Genomic DNA, 17,800 nt, shown 5'->3' on the forward strand with positions numbered 1-17,800 from the left:
TTCTACATGACCGGACAGGAGTACGACGTCATCGTGGTGGGCAGCGGTGCCGCCGGCATGGTCGCCGCCCTCACCGCAGCTCACCAGGGTCTCTCGACGATAGTCGTTGAGAAGGCTCCGCACTATGGGGGTTCCACTGCGCGGTCAGGTGGTGGCGTATGGATCCCGAACAACGAGATCCTCAAGCGCGACGGGGTCAAGGACACCCCGGAGGCGGCCCGGCAATACCTGCGCGCGATCATCGGCGACGTCGTCGCCCCGGAGCGCATCGACACCTATCTCGACCGCGGACCGGAGATGCTCTCGTTCGTGCTCGAGCACTCGCCGCTGAAGCTGTGCTGGGTGCCGGGTTACTCCGACTACTACCCGGAGACCCCCGGCGGCAAGCCCACCGGGCGCTCGGTGGAGCCCAAACCGTTCGACGCCAAGAAACTCGGGGAGGATCTGCCCGGTCTCGAACCGCCGTACGGCAAGGTCCCGATGAACATGGTGGTCATGCAGCAGGACTATGTCCGGCTGAACCAGCTGAAGCGCCACCCGCGCGGCGTGCTGCGCAGCCTCAAGGTGGGAATGCGCGCGACATGGGCCAAGGCCACCGGCAAGAACCTCGTCGGGATGGGCCGCGCGCTGATCGCCCCGCTGCGGATCGGCTTGCGCGAAGCCGGGGTGCCGGTGCTGCTCAACACCGCGTTGACCGATCTCTACGTCGAGGACGGCGTGGTGCGCGGGATCTATGTCGTTGATGCCCGGGACGGAGGCGGGGCCGAGCCGCGTCTGATCCGCGCCCGCCGAGGCGTGATCCTGGGATCGGGCGGTTTCGAGCAGAACGAACAGATGCGGGTCAAGTACCAGCGCGCACCGATCACGACGGAATGGACGGTCGGGGCCAAGGCCAACACCGGGGACGGCATCCTGGCCGCCGAGAAGCTGGGCGCTGCGCTGGAATTGATGGAGGACGCGTGGTGGGGCCCGACGGTGCCGCTGGTCGGCTCGCCCTGGTTCGCGCTGTCCGAACGCAACTCCCCCGGATCGATCATCGTGAACATGTCCGGTAAGCGGTTCATGAACGAGTCGATGCCGTATGTCGAGGCGTGTCACCACATGTACGGCGGCCAGTACGGGCAGGGTCCCGGTCCGGGTGAGAACATCCCGGCCTGGCTGATCTTCGATCAGCAGTACCGCGACCGCTATATATTCGCCGGATTGCAGCCGGGACAACGGATTCCGAGCAAGTGGCTGGAGTCGGGCGTGATCGTCAAGGCCGACACCCTGGCCGAGCTGGCCGATAAGGCCGGACTGCCCGCCGATGCGCTCGCCGGGACGATCGAGCGCTTCAACGGGTTTGCGCGGTCGGGCACCGACGAGGACTTCCACCGCGGTGAGAGTGCCTACGACCGCTACTACGGCGACCCGACGAACAAGCCGAATCCGAACCTCGGCGAGATCAGTCACGGACCGTTCTACGCGGCGAAGATGGTGCCGGGCGATCTCGGCACCAAGGGCGGTGTGCGCACCGACGTGCACGGCCGAGCCCTGCGCGACGACGGGTCGGTGATCGAGGGTCTCTATGCGGCAGGCAACGTCAGCTCACCGGTCATGGGTCACACGTACCCGGGTCCGGGCGGGACGATCGGTCCCGCGATGACGTTCGGATATCTCGCGGCGCTCCACCTGGCCGGGAAGGGCTGAAGCCATGCCGATCAATGTGGACGAGGCGCTGGGCGCCGAACTCCCCCCCGCCGAGTTCTCGTGGACGAGCAGCGATGTCCAGCTCTACCACCTCGGGCTGGGTGCGGGCGTCGACCCGATGGACAAGCGTGAGCTGCGGTACCTGGTGGACAACACCCCGCAGGTGCTGCCCACGTTCGGCAATGTGGCGCAGAGCTTCCACATGACCGAGCCGCCGTCGGTGCAGTTCCCCGGCATCGACATCGAACTGTCCAAGGTGCTGCACGCCAGCGAGGCGGTGACCGTTCCGGGGCCGATCCCCCCGTCGGGCACCGGGATTGCGGTCACCCGGTTCACCGACATCTGGGACAAGGGCAAGGCCGCGGTCATCTGGTCGGAGACCACGGTCACCGACCCCGACGGAACACTGCTGTGGACGCAGAAGCGCTCGATCTTCGCCCGCGGGGAGGGCGGTTTCGGCGGTGAGCGCGGACCGTCGACGTCGGCCGAACCGCCGGACCGCGCACCCGACGCCGAGATCGACCTGCCGATCCTGCCGCAGCAGGCCCTGCTGTACCGGCTGTGCGGCGACCGTAACCCCCTGCACTCCGACCCGGATTTCGCTGCGGCAGCAGGTTTTCCGCGGCCGATCCTGCACGGACTGTGCACCTACGGCATCGCGTGCAAGGCGATCGTGGACGAGTTCCTCGACGGTGACGTCGCACGGGTGAGTTCCTACGGCGCCCGATTCGCGGGTGTGGTGTTCCCGGGCGAGACGCTGCGCGCCAATGTGTGGAAAGAGAACGACACACTCCTCGCGACGATCACCGCGCCGAGCCGCGACAACGCCGTGGCACTCTCGGGTGTGGAGCTGAAACCGGCCTAGGGTCAGGCATCCAGCCATGCGTCCCGGACTGTCGATCGGAGAATTCGCGACCGTGACGCACCTGAGCGTGCGCACGCTTCGCCGCTACCACGAGGCCGGACTCCTGGAGCCCGCCACCGTCGACCGCTTCACCGGCTACCGCTACTACACCTCCGAACAGATCCCCACCGCGCAGGTCATCCAGAAGCTGCGTCAGCTCGACGTACCTCTGGCCGAGGTCAAATCCATTCTGGCGAGCGGGGATCCAGAACACCGGGCCGACGTGATCGCCAGTCATCTGAAGCGCCTCGAGGCCGAGCTCGACCGGACCCGGGCCGCCGTCGTCTCGCTTCGCCGGCTTCTGCATCCCGATCCCGCCGACACCGCAGTCGAGATGCGGTCGGTGCCGGCCCGCACCGTCGCAGCGATCAGCGGGCATATCACCCTCGAGGAATCACTGGCCTGGTACGACGCCGCGATGGCGGAGTTGGACGAGGAGTTCGCACCGGTGGAGCGCACGGGTCCGCCCGGCGGGCATTACGCCAACGAACTGTTCACCGAGGGCGCCGGTGCGTTCACCGTCTTCCGTCCGGTCCGCGACCCGCGTCCGTCGGGACGGATCGAGGTTCTCGACTTGCCGCCCGCCGATCTCGCTGTCGCCGTGCATCCCGGGCGGCACGACGACATCGACGTCACCTACGGCCGGCTCGGCGCCTGGGTGGTCGACCACGCCCTGGCCGTCGACGGCCCGATCCAGGAGATCTACCGGGTGGGCCCGCGTGACACCGACGACCCGCAGGAGTGGCGGACGGAGATCGGCTGGCCGGTGTTCCGGCTCACCCCGCTCACCGAGGGGTGACGAGCGCCCTCGGTCGCGAGCGGCGAGGACACGTTCGACGGATGGCCTGATGTTCACCGGGCCGAGAAGTCGGCGCCGCGGGACAGCGCTTCGTTGCGGCGGAGGTCGGTCAGCGTCTGTTCGAGCGTCGCCACCGCGACATCGAACCCGTCGCCGCCGAGGACGAGCCGGTGCGGCGGCGGATCCTGGGCCATGGCCGAGATCACCGCCCGCGCGCCGCGTTGCGGGTCCCCCGGCTGGGAACCGTTCTGGGCAATCATGGCCGCCCGGACCTCCTCGAGCATCGGGTGGTAGTCCGGGATCGCTTCGTCGACGGGCTCGTCGGCGAAACCGGCGTAGGCGCGGGTGCGGAACGCGCCGGGCTCCACCGCCAACACGCGGATCCCGAACGGCGAAACCTCGTCCCGTAGCACCTCGGTGAGACCTTCGAGCGCGAATTTCGTTGCGCTGTAAAACCCGAAGCCGGCGACCCCGTGGAGCCCCGCGACCGACGACACGTTGACGATCCACCCACTGCCCCTGGCGCGCATACCGGGTAACGCCGCGCGGATGACCGCGACCACCGAGAAGAAGTTCAGCTCGAACATCCCGCGGACGTCCCGATCGCTCATGCCTTCGACGGACCCGTACCACCCGCGTCCGGCGTTGTTGACCAGTACGTCGATGCCGCCGAAGTCCTCGGCCGCCGCTACCGCGTCCCGCACCTGTGCGGCGTCGGTGACGTCCAACGGCACAACGAGCACGCGGTCACCGTGTGTTCGTGCCCACGTGTCCAATTCGGCGGGCCGCCGTGCGGTGAGCACCACGCGGTCGCCGACCTCGAGCGCGGCCTCGGCGAAGGCCATCCCGAACCCACCCGGCGTCCCGCCGGTGATGAACCAGTTCCTCGTCATGGCTCAGGGCTCGATCACCAGACGGCTGATCAGTTCACCGTCGAGGGTGAACCGGTAGTGCAGGTCGGCGACTCCGCCGGGGAAGTCGCCTTCCAGGTGCTGCACCACGTCGGCGTGGGCCGCACCGGCCATGGTGGAGTGGTCGAACTCGGTCGTGTACGTGTACTGGCTGCCCGCCTTGCCGAGCCACGCCGCGATCTCATCCCGTCCGCGGTGGGTGACGCCCTCGTCGGTCACCTCGGCGTCGGGGGTGAACGTCGTGATCGCCCTGTCCGCGTCCAGGTCTCGTTCCGCGACGAGATAGGTCCTGATGACGGCGGGGAGCTCGCCCCACGACGTCCGGATGCCCTCACTGCTTCTGTTTCCTGTCATGACCCCAGCGTGGAGTCTCCCCTGAGGGGAGGGTCAAGCCGGAATCACGGCTACAGCATCCGGCGGGCGAGGTCCTCGATCTCGGCCTCCGTCGCCGGGGTCTGCGGCGCGACGGGCGCCGGGCCGGCGTTCGACTGCTCCTCGCTCGGTCCCGCGCCCTCGGCGTGCAGAAGCGGTGTCCGCTGCTCCTCCTCGCGCTTCGTCTCGTCGCCGGGCTCGGGTTCACTCTCACGGGCGTACTGTGCGTGGGGGGGCTGCGGCGGTTGCGCAGGCGCGGCCGGCGCAGGTGGCGGTGGCCCGCCGGCGGTCTGGGCACCACCGCCCTGTCCGCCGAATTGCTGGGCGGCCTGCATCGCCTGCTGCATGAGCGACCCGAACATTCCGCCGCCCTGACCTCCGCCGCCGGCCTGACCCGCCGAGCTCGCGGCCTGGCCGCCCATCTGCCCGAGTTGCCCCAGCATGCCGGTGATCTGGCCGACGGCCTGCCCCCCGGAATCGTCGGCGTTCTGGTAGGCCGACTGCGCGGTGACCAGCTTGCCGGAGAACATGCCCTCCTTCGCCTGCAGCGCAGTGACATTCGCCATCAGTGGAGCGGCGAGCGTCGGAAGCACCGCGGAAATGGTGGCACTCATCGCATCCTGGCCCGGCGGCACCATCGGCATCTCCGGTAGTTCCACCGTCGCCGCGTCCCACGAGATGCCCTCGGGTTTCTTCAGCGGATCCATCAGCTGTCGACTCCTCCCGCACGCGTGTCACCACTCATCGTCGACGTCCTCGTCGAGGTCATACTCGAGCGGCGCCGGTGCGGCCAGCCCGGCCGTCGTGCTGCCACCGCTCGTACCGCGGCCGCCCATCATGCCCATCGGCGCACCCATGCCACCCATCCCGCCGGTGGCCCCCGCGGCGACCGGGGCCACACCACCGACGGCCGCCGACCCCGCGACGACCGGCTCGGCGGGCGCGACGGAGACCGCATTGGTCCCGACCAGCCCGGCCATCAGCGGCGTCTGCGCCGACACTCCGCCTGACCCTGGCAACGACGCCGCACGCATCATCCCGCTGCCCCCGCCCGCCCCCGACCCGCCTGCCAGCGGATGGTTCGAGAACGACGAGAACGGCAGCCCGGCTGCGCCCAGGGAATCGGCCTTGCCGCCCTGGCCGAACATCGACGTGAGTTGCTGCAGCGGCTGGGACAACTGTTGCAGCGGCTGCATCAGCTGTTGCGGCGCCTGGGTGATCATCTGACCGAACTGCTGGGGCAACTGTCCGGCCATCGACGCCATCTGCGTCATCATCTGCATGCCCTGCTGGGACCCCTGCCCACCCGCCTGACCCGCTCCCTTGGCGGCGTCCTGGGCGGCCTGCTGGCCGGGAACCGTCGGCGGGACGCCGGGGGTGGGGATGCTCGGCGGGACGCCGAAGGTGTTGGCCAATTCGGTCGAACTGGCCGTGACCTGCGCGATGTTCTGGGACAAACCCATCTTGATGCGGCTCTGGACCAGCTGCTGGGTATTGCTGAACGGCAGCGCCTGGATCGCCTCACATTCGTGCTGCGTCTCCTGGGCGATCGTGTTCACCATCGTCTTGGTGCGGACCACGGCGACCTCCATCTCCCGCAGCTTGGCGGCGATCGCCGCGGCATGGGCTGCGTTCGCCTCGTGCCCGCCGATGATCGTGCTCGCCTCCCCCGCCCTGGCGTCGGCGCCGCCGCCCTCCCAGGCGTCGGAGAGCTTCATCAACTGGCCCTGCTGCTGCGGTACGACGGATCCGCTGAGCTTCGCCGCAAGCGCCTCGTAGGAGGCGGCGGTGGCCGCGAGGGTCTCCTCGTCGACGTTCGGCCATCCGGGACCCGTCACGGTCTGCGAGCCGTACGGGCTGCTGTCCGGCATGATTCCCACGCGCACGGCCCCCTGTATCCGCGGTCACGACATCTTCGTCAGCAAACTCTACCGGTGGTGACACCGAGGAGACAGCACCAAACCCGCGGACACATCCCGCGACCGTCGCGCGAGTCGCGGCCCTAACTCAGCGACGATCTGGCGTCCGACCGCACCGCAACATCGAGGCCATCCTCATTGATGCCGTTGAGCTCGCCGACGACCTTCTCCGCGGTGGGGGCTACCGGCTGTGCAATCGAAGGATCGGCACGCCTCGCCCGAAGCGCATGGAGTGTGCCGACGATGTCACCGCACTGCCGGCGGACCGTCTCGGGAAGCCGCCGCACTGTGTCATACGGGACGAAGGCCAGGTACAGGATGAAGACGGCAAAGCTGAAGAATCCGACGTTGAGGTTCACCAGTATCGCCAAGTGCAACAGCACCCCGAGTGACAGCACCCAGGGCCGCCACCGGCTGTTCCACACCAGAACGGCTATCGCCAGTTCGATGACCAAGGTGGCCCAGCTCGCGACGTTCACAAGCATGGCGTTGTTCGCGATCCAGTCGGGAGCGGGGAGAATCGCCCACTGTTGATCCGCACGCCACGCGAACGAAACCGCCGTGCCCCGCAGCCAAGTCTCTCCGGTGAGCTTCTCCTGGACCGTGGCGAGGTAGATGAGTGAGAGCTGGATCTGCAACAAGCGAATCGCCCACGGTGCGCGTACCTGCGCCGACCAGAAGGAACGGACTCTCCGACGCTGGTCGAGCGATATGGCCGCGCCACAAGCCGATAGCGCAATGAAGAGCGCTTCGATGCTCAGCAGGACATCGCCGGCATTGAATACTGCGCGTCCGCGATTGATGAACGACTGCATGAGGATGAAGACGATGACGGCGGCCACTCGGCTGTGCCAGCCGACCGTCAACGCCAGCGCCGACAGCAGCAGCGAGATCCAAACGGCGACCAGAGCCTGGTTGGTGTTCAGCACCTCGAGGACACTCCACCGGTAATCCCACGACGGGCTGGCCACCGCGCCTTGTTCACCGAAAAGCTCGAACAGATCCGGTGCGAGAGCCAGCGTCCACGCGACGGCAACGGCACCGAACGCCATCCTCACGAGACCTAGCGGATAAGCGGGTTCCGGCTCGAACCAGAACCGTCGCCATGAGGCGATCAAACTCGCCGGTCCGCGAAGTCCACCGCTACCAGCCCTCATCAGGGCATCCTCGCAATTCGCCTGTCGTACACCGTTTTGACCACGACGTCCTGTGGCGTTGCGTCACCCGGCGGAGCGAGATCTTCGATCCGCGAGATCATCCTGACTCGGACGGCTCGCTCACCCGGACGAGTCACGTCACGCACCACCCAGGACGCGAATCTCGCTCGAACGCGAGGGTTGTCGATGGCCTGGTTCGCCAGTTGTTGCCAATGGGTCCAGACGAAAGATCCGATGATTCTGTCGCCCCTATGCACCTCCCAGACGCGTTCGGTGCCGTCGGCCATGGTGACGTGAACCTCGAGATCTTTGCGCCGTCGATAAGGATTCGGCGCAAACATTCCCCAACCCTGCTGTAGACCAGTGGATCCCGCTACGGGACCGAGCGCAGGAGTGATCGGGCGGGTGAGGGCGGCGCTGGGGAGGTTCCACACGACGCCGGTCGTGATGATGAGGATCACCAGACCACTTATCAGGACTTGACCCAACGGCGTCTCGTCGAAATGCGCTCGTGCGCGGGTTTTTTCGTTCCGTTTCATCTTGCCTCCGAGGAAGGTGCTGGAGCACTGAAGGTTCTTCAGCGCTCCAGCACGGGCGCACCGCTACGAGACGACGAATGCCAGGCTTTGGTTTCCGTTGTTGCCGTTGTCGCCGTTGTCGCCGTTGTTGCCGTTCTGGCCGTTGTTGCCGCCGCCACCGTGCCCGTGATGCCAGTGGAAGAAGAACCTCAACTTGCGCAGGACGTGGTGAAGAAATCCGTGGAATCGGTCAGAAGCGGCCTCGATCTCGCTGGTGAAGTGGTTCCACAACGATGCGGGGCGTTCGGCGGCTTCACACCGCCGGATGTTGGTGAACCACGACGACGGTGACGGGTCCGCGAGAGAACGTTCCTGCGTGGTGGCAGTCGAGCAGCCACCGCTGGTGAGTTCGTAGGACAGGCCTCCCTCGGGGGCGCGGTTCATCGGTTGCAGACCGAATCCGAGGGCCAGGCAGGCGACGAAGATCGTCGCCGCTGCGACTCTGGCCGGCCTGCGCCAGCGTGTCGCGGCGCTGCCCCGCGGAGAACGGTGCCGGCCGGTGGGCGCGGTTTCAACGGAGGTTTCAGTTTGTGTTTCGGACATGGTGGCTTCCTTGAGCTGATCAGGGCAGCGAAGGTCTCTGCTGCTGGTAATTCGGTGAGGCGAGAGGGGTCGTGGGCGGGCTCTGCCCGCAATGCCGATGCTGGCTGACGCACTCGCTGTGTGAGGTGGTCGCCACTACGTCTGACGCGACCTGGCTTTCAAGGGGTGACGCTGCGCGATGAGACCACTGGACGGGCTCGTTCGCGGGTGAGACGCCTCATGTGCACCCCGGTAACGCTCGCTGAGCAAAATCTTCGACGTACGCCAGCTCACACCTCCCCGTCGTTCAGTGGGTCGGCTTCATCACCGCCGTGAGCCCCTGCCCCCGACGCAACGTCCACCGACGAACTCCTGCTGTCCCCGGCCTTGGTTGCGCGACCTCCGCTGGGTGGCTCCCGATACAACGCTGTGCGCATACCGGCTTGCAACAAGCTAGCGCAGATCTAGCGAATTACCGGCACAAATAGCCAGGTTATTTTCGCGGAAGTTGCGTCGGAACAAATGCAGGTAGAGGTCCGCTCTCAGGCTTGACTCAGACTACGGTCGCTGATCTGGCAAAACTTCGGAGCGCTCGGACCGCCATCGCGAACGGTCACGTCCGACTTGACCCGACGTCGAGCGTCGGACACAGCGCGCTGCGGCGCTGACAGAGAGGGACACGCGCAGGACCGGAGGAGCCGACAGGCACCGGCGGTTGGCCAGTGGGCAACACCGTCGACGTGCGATTGTTCGCCAGCACACCATCGAGCGATGCCAACAGGGTCTGCGTGGTGAGCTGGGTCGATCGCCGGCGAGAACTTCAGCCGAGGATCAATCCCGAGGTCGGCACACCTGTGCCCGCGGTGACGAGCACGTGCTCGACGTCGGGAACCTGGTTCACCGACGTGCCGCGCAGCTGGCGCACCCCTTCGGCAATGCCGTTCATCCCGTGGATGTATGCCTCGCCGAGCTGGCCGCCGTGGGTGTTGACCGGCAGCCGCCCACCGATCTCGATCGCGCCGCCGGCGATGAAGTCCTTCGCCTCACCTCGACCGCAGAAGCCCAGCTCCTCGAGCTGGATCAGGGTGTACGGCGTGAAGTGGTCGTAGAGGACCGCGGTCTGGATGTCGGCGGGCGACAGGCCGCTCTGCTCCCACAGTTGGTGCCCGACGAGGCCCATCTCCGGAAGTCCCAGTTCCTCGCGGTAGTACGAGTACATGGTGAACTGGTCGGAGCCTGCGGCCTGCGCGGCCGCCTCGATGACCGCCGGCCGGTGCTTGAGATCCTTGGCCCGCTCCGGGGTGGTCACCACGATCGCGACGCCGCCGTCGGTCTCCTGACAGCAGTCGAGCAGCCGCAGCGGCTCGGCGATCCACCGCGAGTTCTGGTGGTCCTCGATGGTGATGGGCTTGCCGTAGAAGTGCGCCTTCGGGTTGTTCGCGGCGTGCTTGCGATCAGCCACCGAGACCACGCCGAAATCGGCGCTGGTGGCCCCGAATTCGTGCATGTAGCGCTGGGCGATCATGGCCACCGATGCGGCCGGCGTGCTCAGACCGTGCGGGTAGGACCAGCTGTACTCGACGCCGCGGGAGTCGGCGTTGACCGTCAGACCGGTCATCACCTGGCCGAAGCGGTGCCCGGAGCGCTCGTTGAAGGCGCGGTAGGCCACCACCACCTCCGCGACACCGGTCGCGACGGCCAGCGCCGCCTGCTGCACGGTGGCCGCCGCGGCCCCTCCGCCGTAACCGATCTGGCTGAAGAACGTCAGGTCGCCGATTCCGGTGGAGCGCGCGACGGCGGTCTCCAGGTTCGAGTCCATGGTGAAGGTCACCAAGCCGTCGACATCCGACGGCCTCAGGCCGGCGTCGTCCAGCGCGTCGAGCACCGCCTCCGCGGCGAGTCGAAGCTCACTGCGGCCCGAGTTCTTGGAGAAGTCGGTCGCGCCGATACCCGCGATCGCGGCCTTGCCGGAGAGCATCAGCGGTCCCCCAGTTCGAGTGTCGCCGTGGCGATCACGTGGTTGCCGAGACTGTTGGCGCCGACCACCTTCACGGTGGCGACGCGGCCGTCGACGGCGGTCACCTCACCCGTGAACGTGATCGTGTCGTAGGCGTACCACGGGACTCCCAGGCGCAGGCCGATTGACTTGATACGCGCCGCAGGGCCCGCCCAGTCGGTCAGGTAACGCTGCACCAGACCGGTGTCGGTGAGGATGTTGACGAAGATGTCCTTGGACCCCTTCGCCTGCGCCTTGTCCCGGTCGTGGTGGACGTCCTGGTAGTCGCGGGTGGCGATCGCCGTGGACACGATGAACGTGGGATCGCCGTGGATCTGGAGCTCGGGCAGCGTGGTGCCGACCTCCGCGGTGGGTGCGCTCATGCCGCCGGCTCCCATGCATACAGCGTCCACGCGGGGCTCACATCACTGTCCGGGAAGTCGATATACGTTGCGCGCACCGGCATTCCGATCTGCACTTCGCTGGGGTCGACGCCACGCAGCTCACCGAGCATCCGAACACCTTCCTCCAGCTCGACGAGGGCGACGACGAACGGCAGGCTACGGCCGGGCACCTTCGGCGCATGGTGCACGACATAGCTGTAGACGGTGCCGTTGCCGGAGGAGACGACATAGTCGACCGCTGCCTCGGCGGGCTGCCACAGTGCGGGTACCGGCGGGTGCTGCAGCGTGCCGTCGGGGCGACGTTGGATCCGCAACTCGTGAGCGTTGACGCCATCCCAGAAGAACTGGGTGTCCTTGGACGACGCGGGCCGCATCAGCTTGTCCGGATCCAGATCGTCGGGCACCGCCGGCTTGTCCTCGGCGCGAGGCATGAACTTCATGATGCGCCAGTTCATCTCGGCGACCATCTCGTCACCGGAGGCGCCGTTGGGAACCGACCACGTGATCAACTGATTGATGAAGAAACCCTCACCCAGCGCGGTCTGCTTGGGCCCCACCACGTCGGTGATCTCGGCGTGGATGGTGACCTCTTCGCCCGGCTGCAGATACCGGTGGTAGGTCTGCTCGCAGTTGGTCGCGACCACCCCGACATAACCCGCGTCGTCGAAGAGCTTCATCATCTTCGACAGCGGATCGTCCTCTGAGCGGCCCGCCCCCAGTCCGCCCATCGTCCACACCTGGATCATCGCCGGCGGTGCCACGATGCCGGGGTGCCCGGCGGCCTTGGCCGCCTCCTCGTCGACGTAGATCGGGTTCTTGTCCCCGATGGCGTCCACCCAGTGGTGGATCATCGGCTGATTCACCGGATCCCGGCCGGCGCGCGGTTCGCTCCTGCCCGCCGCCTTGATCTTCTCGATGCCCGACTGCAGGTCCGCGCTCACCTGGGAACCCTCGGCACCTTCAGGCCCGATGCGGCGATCATCTCGCGCATCACCTCGTTGACCCCGCCGCCGAACGTGATGACGAGGTTGCGCTTGGTCTGACTGTCCAACCATCGCAGCAGTTCGGCGGTGTCGGGTTCGGCGGGGTTGCCGTAGCTGCCGACGATCTCCTCGGCGAGCCGGCCGATCCGCTGAATGCGTTCTGTCGAAAAGACTTTCGTGGCGGCGGCGTCGGCGACCGCGATGGTCTCCCCCGCCGCGGCGACCTGCCAGTTGAGCAGTTCGTTGATCCGCCAGACCGCGCGGATCTCGCCGAGCGCCCGTCGGACGTTGTCGTTCTCGAGAGGTGTCACGCCGTTCGACCCCGGCTTCGACGCCCACGCGTGCACGCGGTCGTAGATACCGGCGACCTTGCCCGCCGGGCCGAGCATGACACGCTCGTGGTTGAGCTGGGTGGTGATCAGCTTCCAGCCGGCGTTCTCCTCACCGACGAGCATGTCGGCGGGGACGTGGACGTCGTTGTAGTAGCTGGCGTTGGTGTGGTGGGCGCCGTCGGACAGGATGATCGGCGTCCATGAGTATCCGGGATCCTTGGTGTCGACGATCAGGATCGAGATTCCCTTGTGCTTGGCGGCTTCCGGGTCGGTGCGGACCGCCAGCCAGATGTAGTCCGCGTCGTGGGCACCGGTGGTCCAGATCTTCTGGCCGTTGACGATGTACTCGTCGCCGTGCCGCACCGCCGAGGTCCGCAGCGACGCGAGATCGGTGCCCGCCTCGGGCTCGGAGTAGCCGATCGCGAAGTGCACCTCGCCGGCGAGGATGGCGGGCAGGAATTTCTTCTTCTGCGCCTCGGTGCCGTACACCTGCAGCGTCGGACCGACTGTCTGCAGTGTGACCGCGGGCAGCGGGACGTCGGCGCGGGCGGCCTCGTTGACGAAGATCGACTGCTCGACGGGGCCGAAACCCAAGCCGCCGAACTCCTTCGGCCAGCCGACGCCGAGCTTGCCGTCTGAGCCCATCCGCTTGATCACCGCGCGGTACGCCTCGTTGTGGCGGTCGGTCTCCATCGCCTCCCGCTCCTCGGGGGAGATCAAGGTGGAGAAGTACTGCCGCAGTTCGGCCTGCAGTTGCCGCTGCTCGGGGGTCAGGTCGATGAACATGCTCAGGCTCCCACCAGATCCAGGCGATGCGACGGGCCACCCAGCAACCGGGACAGGTCCTTGATGGTCGAGTAATAGCGGTCCATCGGATAGGTGATGTCCATACCCATACCGCCGTGCAGGTGGTGGCAGGTCTGCATGACCGGCGGCGCCTGCGAGGTCAGCCAGTAGCCGAGCACCTCGAGGTCGTCGTCGGCGTCCCGCCCCTCGGCCAGCCGCCAGACCACCGACGTGGCTGCCAGATCCAGTGTGCGGGAGGCGATGTACACCTCGGCGAGCTGGGCGGCCACGGTCTGGAACGTCGACAGCGGGCGTCCGAACTGATGCCGGTTGGCGACGTAGTCCGCGGTCAATCGCAGCGCGCCGGCCACCAGGCCGGCGGCGAACGCTCCGGTCGCGGCCAGTGCCAGCGCATTCGCGCGGTGGACCGCCTCCAGTCCGGAGGCGAGCACATCGGCGTCGTCGACCGCGACGTCGGAGAAGGTGACCGCCGCTTCGTCCCCGCCGTTCGACGTCGGTGTCTCGGTGATCTGTACACCGTCGGCGGACGCCGAGACCACCGCGACACCACTGTCGGTGCTGACCAGAATCCACTCCGCCGCACCGGCATACGGGACGCCGACCTTGGTGCCGTTGAGGCGTCCGCCGGACAGTCCTGTCGCCGGCCGGTCGGGCAGCGCCGCGCCCGGTTCGTTGAGCGCCGCGGTCAGGATCGCACCCTCGGCCACACCCGCCAGGTAGCGGTCCTGCTGGGCCTCGGACGCGAGGTCGAGTATCGGTACGAGCCCGAGGCCGAGCGTGGCGAGCGCCGGGCTGATGGTGCCGTGCCTGCCGATCTCCGTCAACGCGGTGGCGAGTTCGGCCAACCCGACTCCGTCACCGCCGAGGCGCTCGGGCACTCCGAGCGCCGTGACGCCCCCGGAAACCAGAGCTTCCCAGCTGTTGTCGCGCTCGAGCACCGACGTCACCACATCGGCGACAGCCTGCTGCCCTTCGTCTGGACTGAAATCCACCCGAATCCTCCTTGATCCCGGTAGTCGGCGTCAGTGGCTGACGGGGCACTTGCCGGTGTAGTCCACCTGCCAGTGCTTGATGCCGTTGAGCCAGCCCGACTTCAGCCGTTCCGGATCACCGATCGGCTTGAGGTCCGGCATGTGGTCGGCGACGGCGTTGAAGATGAGGTTGATGGTCATCTTGGCCAGGTTGGCGCCGATGCAGTAGTGGGCGCCGGTACCGCCGAACCCGACGTGCGGGTTGGGGTTTCGCATGATGTCGAACGAGTGCGGGTTCTCGAACACCTCGTCGTCGAAGTTGGCCGAGCGGTAGGACATCACCACCCGCTCGCCCTTCTTGATCTTCACGCCGCCGAGTTCGGTGTCCTCGAGGGCGGTGCGTTGGAACGCCGAGACCGGGGTGGCCCAGCGGACGATCTCGTCGGCGGCGGTCTCCGGCCGCTCCTTCTTGTAGAGCTCCCACTGTTCGGGGTTCTGCGAGAAGGCGATCATGCCGTGGGTGATCGAGTTGCGGGTGGTCTCGTTGCCGGCCACCGCGAGCATCACGACGAAGAAGCCGAACTCGTCGTCGGAGAGCTTCTCACCGTCGATGTCGGCCTCGATGAGCTTGGTGACGATGTCCTCGGTGGGGTTCTTGGCCCGCTCCTCGGCCATCTTCATCGCGTACTGGATCAACTCGAACGACGACATCGCGGGATCGACGTCGGCGTACTCCGGATCCTCACCGGCGGTCATCTCGTTGGACCACCGGAAGATCTTGTCACGATCGTCCTGCGGCACACCGAGCAGTTCGGCGATGGCCTGCAGCGGCAACTCGCAGGAGACCTGTTCGACGAAGTCGCCGGAGCCCTCGGCCTTGGCGGTCTCGGCGATCTTCTGTGCGCGCGCCCGCAATTCGTCCTCGAGCCGTCCGACGGCGCGGGGGGTGAAGCCTCGGGAGATGATCTTGCGCAGACGGGTGTGCTGTGGGGCGTCCATGTTCAGCAGGACGGCCTTCTGCAGGTCGATCGCGTCGCGCGTCATGTCCTGCGGCCAGACCGGGATGGCGCCGTCGGGGGAACTGCCGAAGATGTCGCTGCGCTTGGACACCTCCTTGACGTCGGCATGCTTGGTCACAAGCCAGTAGCCCTTGTCGCCGAAGCCGCCCGTACCGCCGGGCACGTCGACCCAGTGGATAGGCTCGGACTTGCGCAGTTCGGCGAGTTCCTCGACGGGAAGCCGCTCGAGGTTCAGGGTCGCGTCGAGGAAGTCGAAGTCCGGGGCGACGGGGCACGAGTTAGGGCCGGGCATAGAAAGCTCTCCTCAATTGCAACGTGTTCTAGTGTCAGTAAAACACGGCTCCACCGCAGATGAAAGGCACGGCGGCATCGCTGCTTGTCAGACGAATGAAACGTGTTCTAGCCTGACGCAATGGGTAACCCTGTCATCGTTGAAGCCACCCGCAGCCCGATCGGCAAGCGGAACGGATGGTTGTCGGGCCTGCACGCGACCGAACTTCTCGGCGCGGTGCAGAAGGCGCTGGTCGACAAGGCCGGCGTGGACGCGGGGGACGTCGAACAGGTCATCGGCGGCTGCGTCACGCAATACGGCGAGCAGTCGAACAACATCACCCGCGTCGCCTGGCTGACGGCCGGGCTGCCCGATCACGTGGGCGCCACCACCGTGGACTGCCAGTGCGGCAGCGGCCAGCAGGCCAACCACCTGATCGCCGGGCTGATCGCCGCAGGCGCGATCGACATGGGTATCGCGTGCGGTGTCGAGGCGATGAGCCGGGTGGGACTCGGCGCGAACGCCGGGCCCGATCGGTCCAAGATCCGCGCGGAGTCGTGGGACATCGACATGCCCAACCAGTTCGAGGCCGCCGAACGCATCGCCAAGCGCCGTGGCATCACCCGCGAGGACATCGACCAGTTCGGTTTCGCCTCGCAAGCCAAGGCGAAGCAGGCGTGGGCCGAGAACCGCTTCGACCGGGAGATCTCCCCGATCGTGGCCCCGGTGCTCGATGAGAACAAGCAACCGACCTCCGACCGCGCACCGGTGTCCAAGGACCAGGGCCTGCGCGACACCACCCTGGAGGGACTGTCGCAGCTCAAGCCCGTCATGGAGGGCGGCATCCACACCGCGGGCACGTCGTCGCAGATCTCCGACGGCGCAGCCGCGGTGCTCTGGATGGACGAGGACAAAGCCCGTGCGCTCGGCCTCACCCCCCGGGCCCGGATCGTCAGCCAGGCGCTGGTCGGTGCGGAGCCGTACTACCACCTCGACGGCCCGGTGCAGTCGACGGCCAAGGTGCTCGAGAAGGCCGGTATGAAGATCGGCGACATCGACCTCGTCGAGATCAACGAGGCGTTCGCCTCCGTCGTCTTGTCGTGGGCCCGGGTGCACGAACCGGATATGGACCGAGTCAACGTCAACGGCGGCGCGATCGCGCTGGGTCACCCGGTGGGCAGCACCGGCAGCCGGCTGATCACGACGGCCCTGCACGAACTCGAGCGCACGGACAAGTCGACCGCGCTGATCACCATGTGCGCGGGCGGGGCCCTGTCGACGGGCACCATCATCGAGCGGATCTGAGGCGCTAGGCGGGTACCACTGCGGGCCGGATCCTCGCGCGGATGTGGTGGATGAGACCGTCGGACGCCGGGATCAGGAATGTCTCGTCGACGTGGGCGACCACGCGACGACCGGCGACCCTGGCCTTGGTGACGACCGTGAACGTCGCATGGACCTCGTCGCCGACGACGCGGAAGGTTCGGTCGGTGGTCGCGGCGATGATCCGGTACTGCGGTCCACCGGTCAGGCTGCGGCGCAGGTGTTTTCCGGAGAATCCGGTCTTGAGTCCGACCTCGACCCGCACGCAGCCCGGCGCGAACGGCACGGCGTCGGCCCGGTGGGTGGCGAGTGCGTCGACGTAGGCGTCCGCCGCAGCGATGCGGTCGGTGTCGGAAACAGTGTCCATCCACCGAGCATAGGAGACCACCATGCCGAAGTCACCGCCCAGCAGACTGAACTCACCGGCAGCCGACTTCTTCATCAAGTGGATGTCGCGCGGAAACACGTTGCTGTACAAAGTCAGTGGCGGCCGCCTCGGCGGCTCGTTCGGCAAGGCGCCGGTGGCGCTGTTGACCACGATCGGCCGCAAGACCGGCGAACCCCGCGTCAGTCCGCTGATCTTCCTGCGCGACGGCGCCCGGATCATCCTCGTCGCATCCCGCGGCGGTAGCGACAAGCACCCCATGTGGTACCTGAACCTGCGGGCGAATCCGACTGTGCAGGTGCAGATCAAGGACGAGGTGCTGACGCTGACCGCCCGGGTGGCCACCGAGGGCGAGCGCGAACTGTACTGGCCGAGACTCACCGAGATGTACCCGGACTTCGACAACTACCGGTCGTGGACCGACCGGGAGATCCCGATCGTCGTCTGCGAACCGTAGC

At 67.1% G+C, this 17,800-nt stretch carries 19 protein-coding genes; 5 read left to right on the forward strand and 14 right to left on the reverse strand.

Annotated elements, in window-relative coordinates; translation table 11 throughout:
- Positions 1–6: 6 nt before the first annotated feature.
- The 3 genes from kstD to AU196_RS00770 are packed head-to-tail and all read left to right on the forward strand — an operon-like array spanning position 7 to position 3,392.
- A complete protein-coding gene (kstD, locus tag AU196_RS00760) occupies positions 7–1,689 on the forward strand; it encodes a 3-oxosteroid 1-dehydrogenase (protein ID WP_059093393.1) in 1,683 nt (560 codons plus the stop codon).
- A 4-nt stretch (positions 1,690–1,693) separates the two neighbouring features.
- Positions 1,694–2,554 (forward strand): enoyl-CoA hydratase ChsH3, encoded by an 861-nt coding sequence (gene chsH3 / locus AU196_RS00765; protein WP_059093171.1) that lies wholly within the window; start codon positions 1,694–1,696, stop codon positions 2,552–2,554.
- A 16-nt stretch (positions 2,555–2,570) separates the two neighbouring features.
- Entirely contained in the window at positions 2,571–3,392 is an 822-nt protein-coding gene (locus tag AU196_RS00770) for a MerR family transcriptional regulator (protein ID WP_059093172.1), read from the forward strand.
- A gap of 53 nt (positions 3,393–3,445) precedes the next feature.
- Here the strand turns inward: AU196_RS00770 and AU196_RS00775 are convergent, their stop codons facing one another.
- The 13 genes from AU196_RS00775 to AU196_RS00835 all read right to left on the reverse strand — a co-directional run bounded on the left by AU196_RS00775 (position 3,446) and on the right by AU196_RS00835 (position 15,655).
- Entirely contained in the window at positions 3,446–4,285 is an 840-nt protein-coding gene (locus AU196_RS00775) for an SDR family NAD(P)-dependent oxidoreductase (RefSeq protein WP_059093173.1), read from the reverse strand.
- Positions 4,286–4,288: 3 nt separating this feature from the next.
- A complete protein-coding gene (locus AU196_RS00780) occupies positions 4,289–4,657 on the reverse strand; it encodes a nuclear transport factor 2-like protein (RefSeq protein WP_059093174.1) in 369 nt (122 codons plus the stop codon).
- 50 nt (positions 4,658–4,707) lie between these two features.
- On the reverse strand, positions 4,708–5,382 hold the full coding sequence (locus AU196_RS00785) for a hypothetical protein (RefSeq protein ID WP_059093175.1): 675 nt from the start codon (positions 5,380–5,382) through the stop codon (positions 4,708–4,710).
- 27 nt (positions 5,383–5,409) lie between these two features.
- Positions 5,410–6,555, reverse strand: a complete 1,146-nt coding sequence (locus tag AU196_RS00790) for a hypothetical protein (RefSeq protein ID WP_059093394.1) — start codon at positions 6,553–6,555, stop codon at positions 5,410–5,412.
- A gap of 122 nt (positions 6,556–6,677) precedes the next feature.
- Positions 6,678–7,751 (reverse strand): HTTM domain-containing protein, encoded by a 1,074-nt coding sequence (locus tag AU196_RS00795; protein WP_082695570.1) that lies wholly within the window; start codon positions 7,749–7,751, stop codon positions 6,678–6,680.
- Entirely contained in the window at positions 7,751–8,290 is a 540-nt protein-coding gene (locus AU196_RS25405; protein WP_157545900.1) for a hypothetical protein, read from the reverse strand. The genes AU196_RS00795 and AU196_RS25405 overlap by 1 nt, the downstream gene beginning before the upstream one ends.
- Positions 8,291–8,353: 63 nt before the next feature.
- Positions 8,354–8,872: a hypothetical protein gene (locus tag AU196_RS00805; RefSeq protein WP_157545903.1), complete on the reverse strand. Its 519-nt coding sequence runs from the start codon at positions 8,870–8,872 to the stop codon at positions 8,354–8,356.
- 799 nt (positions 8,873–9,671) lie between these two features.
- The gene (gene ltp2 / locus AU196_RS00810) at positions 9,672–10,829 is read right to left on the reverse strand and encodes a 17-hydroxy-3-oxo-4-pregnene-20-carboxyl-CoA lyase (protein WP_059093179.1); all 1,158 of its coding nucleotides are present in this window, start codon (positions 10,827–10,829) and stop codon (positions 9,672–9,674) included.
- Positions 10,829–11,230, reverse strand: coding sequence for a MaoC family dehydratase (locus tag AU196_RS00815; RefSeq protein ID WP_059093395.1), 402 nt, complete (start codon positions 11,228–11,230; stop codon positions 10,829–10,831). The genes ltp2 and AU196_RS00815 overlap by 1 nt, the downstream gene beginning before the upstream one ends.
- Complete coding sequence (locus tag AU196_RS00820; RefSeq protein WP_059093180.1) at positions 11,227–12,192, reverse strand: bifunctional MaoC family dehydratase N-terminal/OB-fold nucleic acid binding domain-containing protein; 966 nt, start codon at positions 12,190–12,192, stop codon at positions 11,227–11,229. The genes AU196_RS00815 and AU196_RS00820 overlap by 4 nt, the downstream gene beginning before the upstream one ends.
- Complete coding sequence (gene fadE29, locus AU196_RS00825) at positions 12,189–13,352, reverse strand: acyl-CoA dehydrogenase FadE29 (RefSeq protein WP_059093181.1); 1,164 nt, start codon at positions 13,350–13,352, stop codon at positions 12,189–12,191. Before fadE29 ends, AU196_RS00820 begins: the two co-directional genes overlap by 4 nt.
- A 2-nt stretch (positions 13,353–13,354) precedes the next feature.
- Complete coding sequence (locus tag AU196_RS00830; protein ID WP_059093182.1) at positions 13,355–14,365, reverse strand: acyl-CoA dehydrogenase family protein; 1,011 nt, start codon at positions 14,363–14,365, stop codon at positions 13,355–13,357.
- Between the two features lie 30 nt (positions 14,366–14,395).
- The gene (locus AU196_RS00835) at positions 14,396–15,655 is read right to left on the reverse strand and encodes a cytochrome P450 (RefSeq protein WP_059093183.1); all 1,260 of its coding nucleotides are present in this window, start codon (positions 15,653–15,655) and stop codon (positions 14,396–14,398) included.
- Positions 15,656–15,775: 120 nt separating this feature from the next.
- Here AU196_RS00835 and AU196_RS00840 point away from each other — a divergent pair, with 120 nt between their 5' ends.
- Entirely contained in the window at positions 15,776–16,939 is a 1,164-nt protein-coding gene (locus AU196_RS00840) for a steroid 3-ketoacyl-CoA thiolase (protein WP_059093184.1), read from the forward strand.
- Between the two features lie 4 nt (positions 16,940–16,943).
- On the opposite strand, the gene AU196_RS00845 is transcribed toward AU196_RS00840, so the two are convergent.
- Positions 16,944–17,324, reverse strand: a complete 381-nt coding sequence (locus tag AU196_RS00845) for a DUF8021 domain-containing protein (RefSeq protein ID WP_059093185.1) — start codon at positions 17,322–17,324, stop codon at positions 16,944–16,946.
- Positions 17,325–17,346: 22 nt separating this feature from the next.
- On the opposite strand from AU196_RS00845, the gene AU196_RS00850 reads away from it, so the two are divergent.
- Entirely contained in the window at positions 17,347–17,799 is a 453-nt protein-coding gene (locus tag AU196_RS00850; protein ID WP_059093186.1) for a nitroreductase family deazaflavin-dependent oxidoreductase, read from the forward strand.
- Position 17,800 lies beyond the last annotated feature (1 nt).

It is taken from the genome of Mycobacterium sp. IS-1742 (assembly GCF_001500125.1).
Lineage (GTDB): Bacteria > Actinomycetota > Actinomycetes > Mycobacteriales > Mycobacteriaceae > Mycobacterium.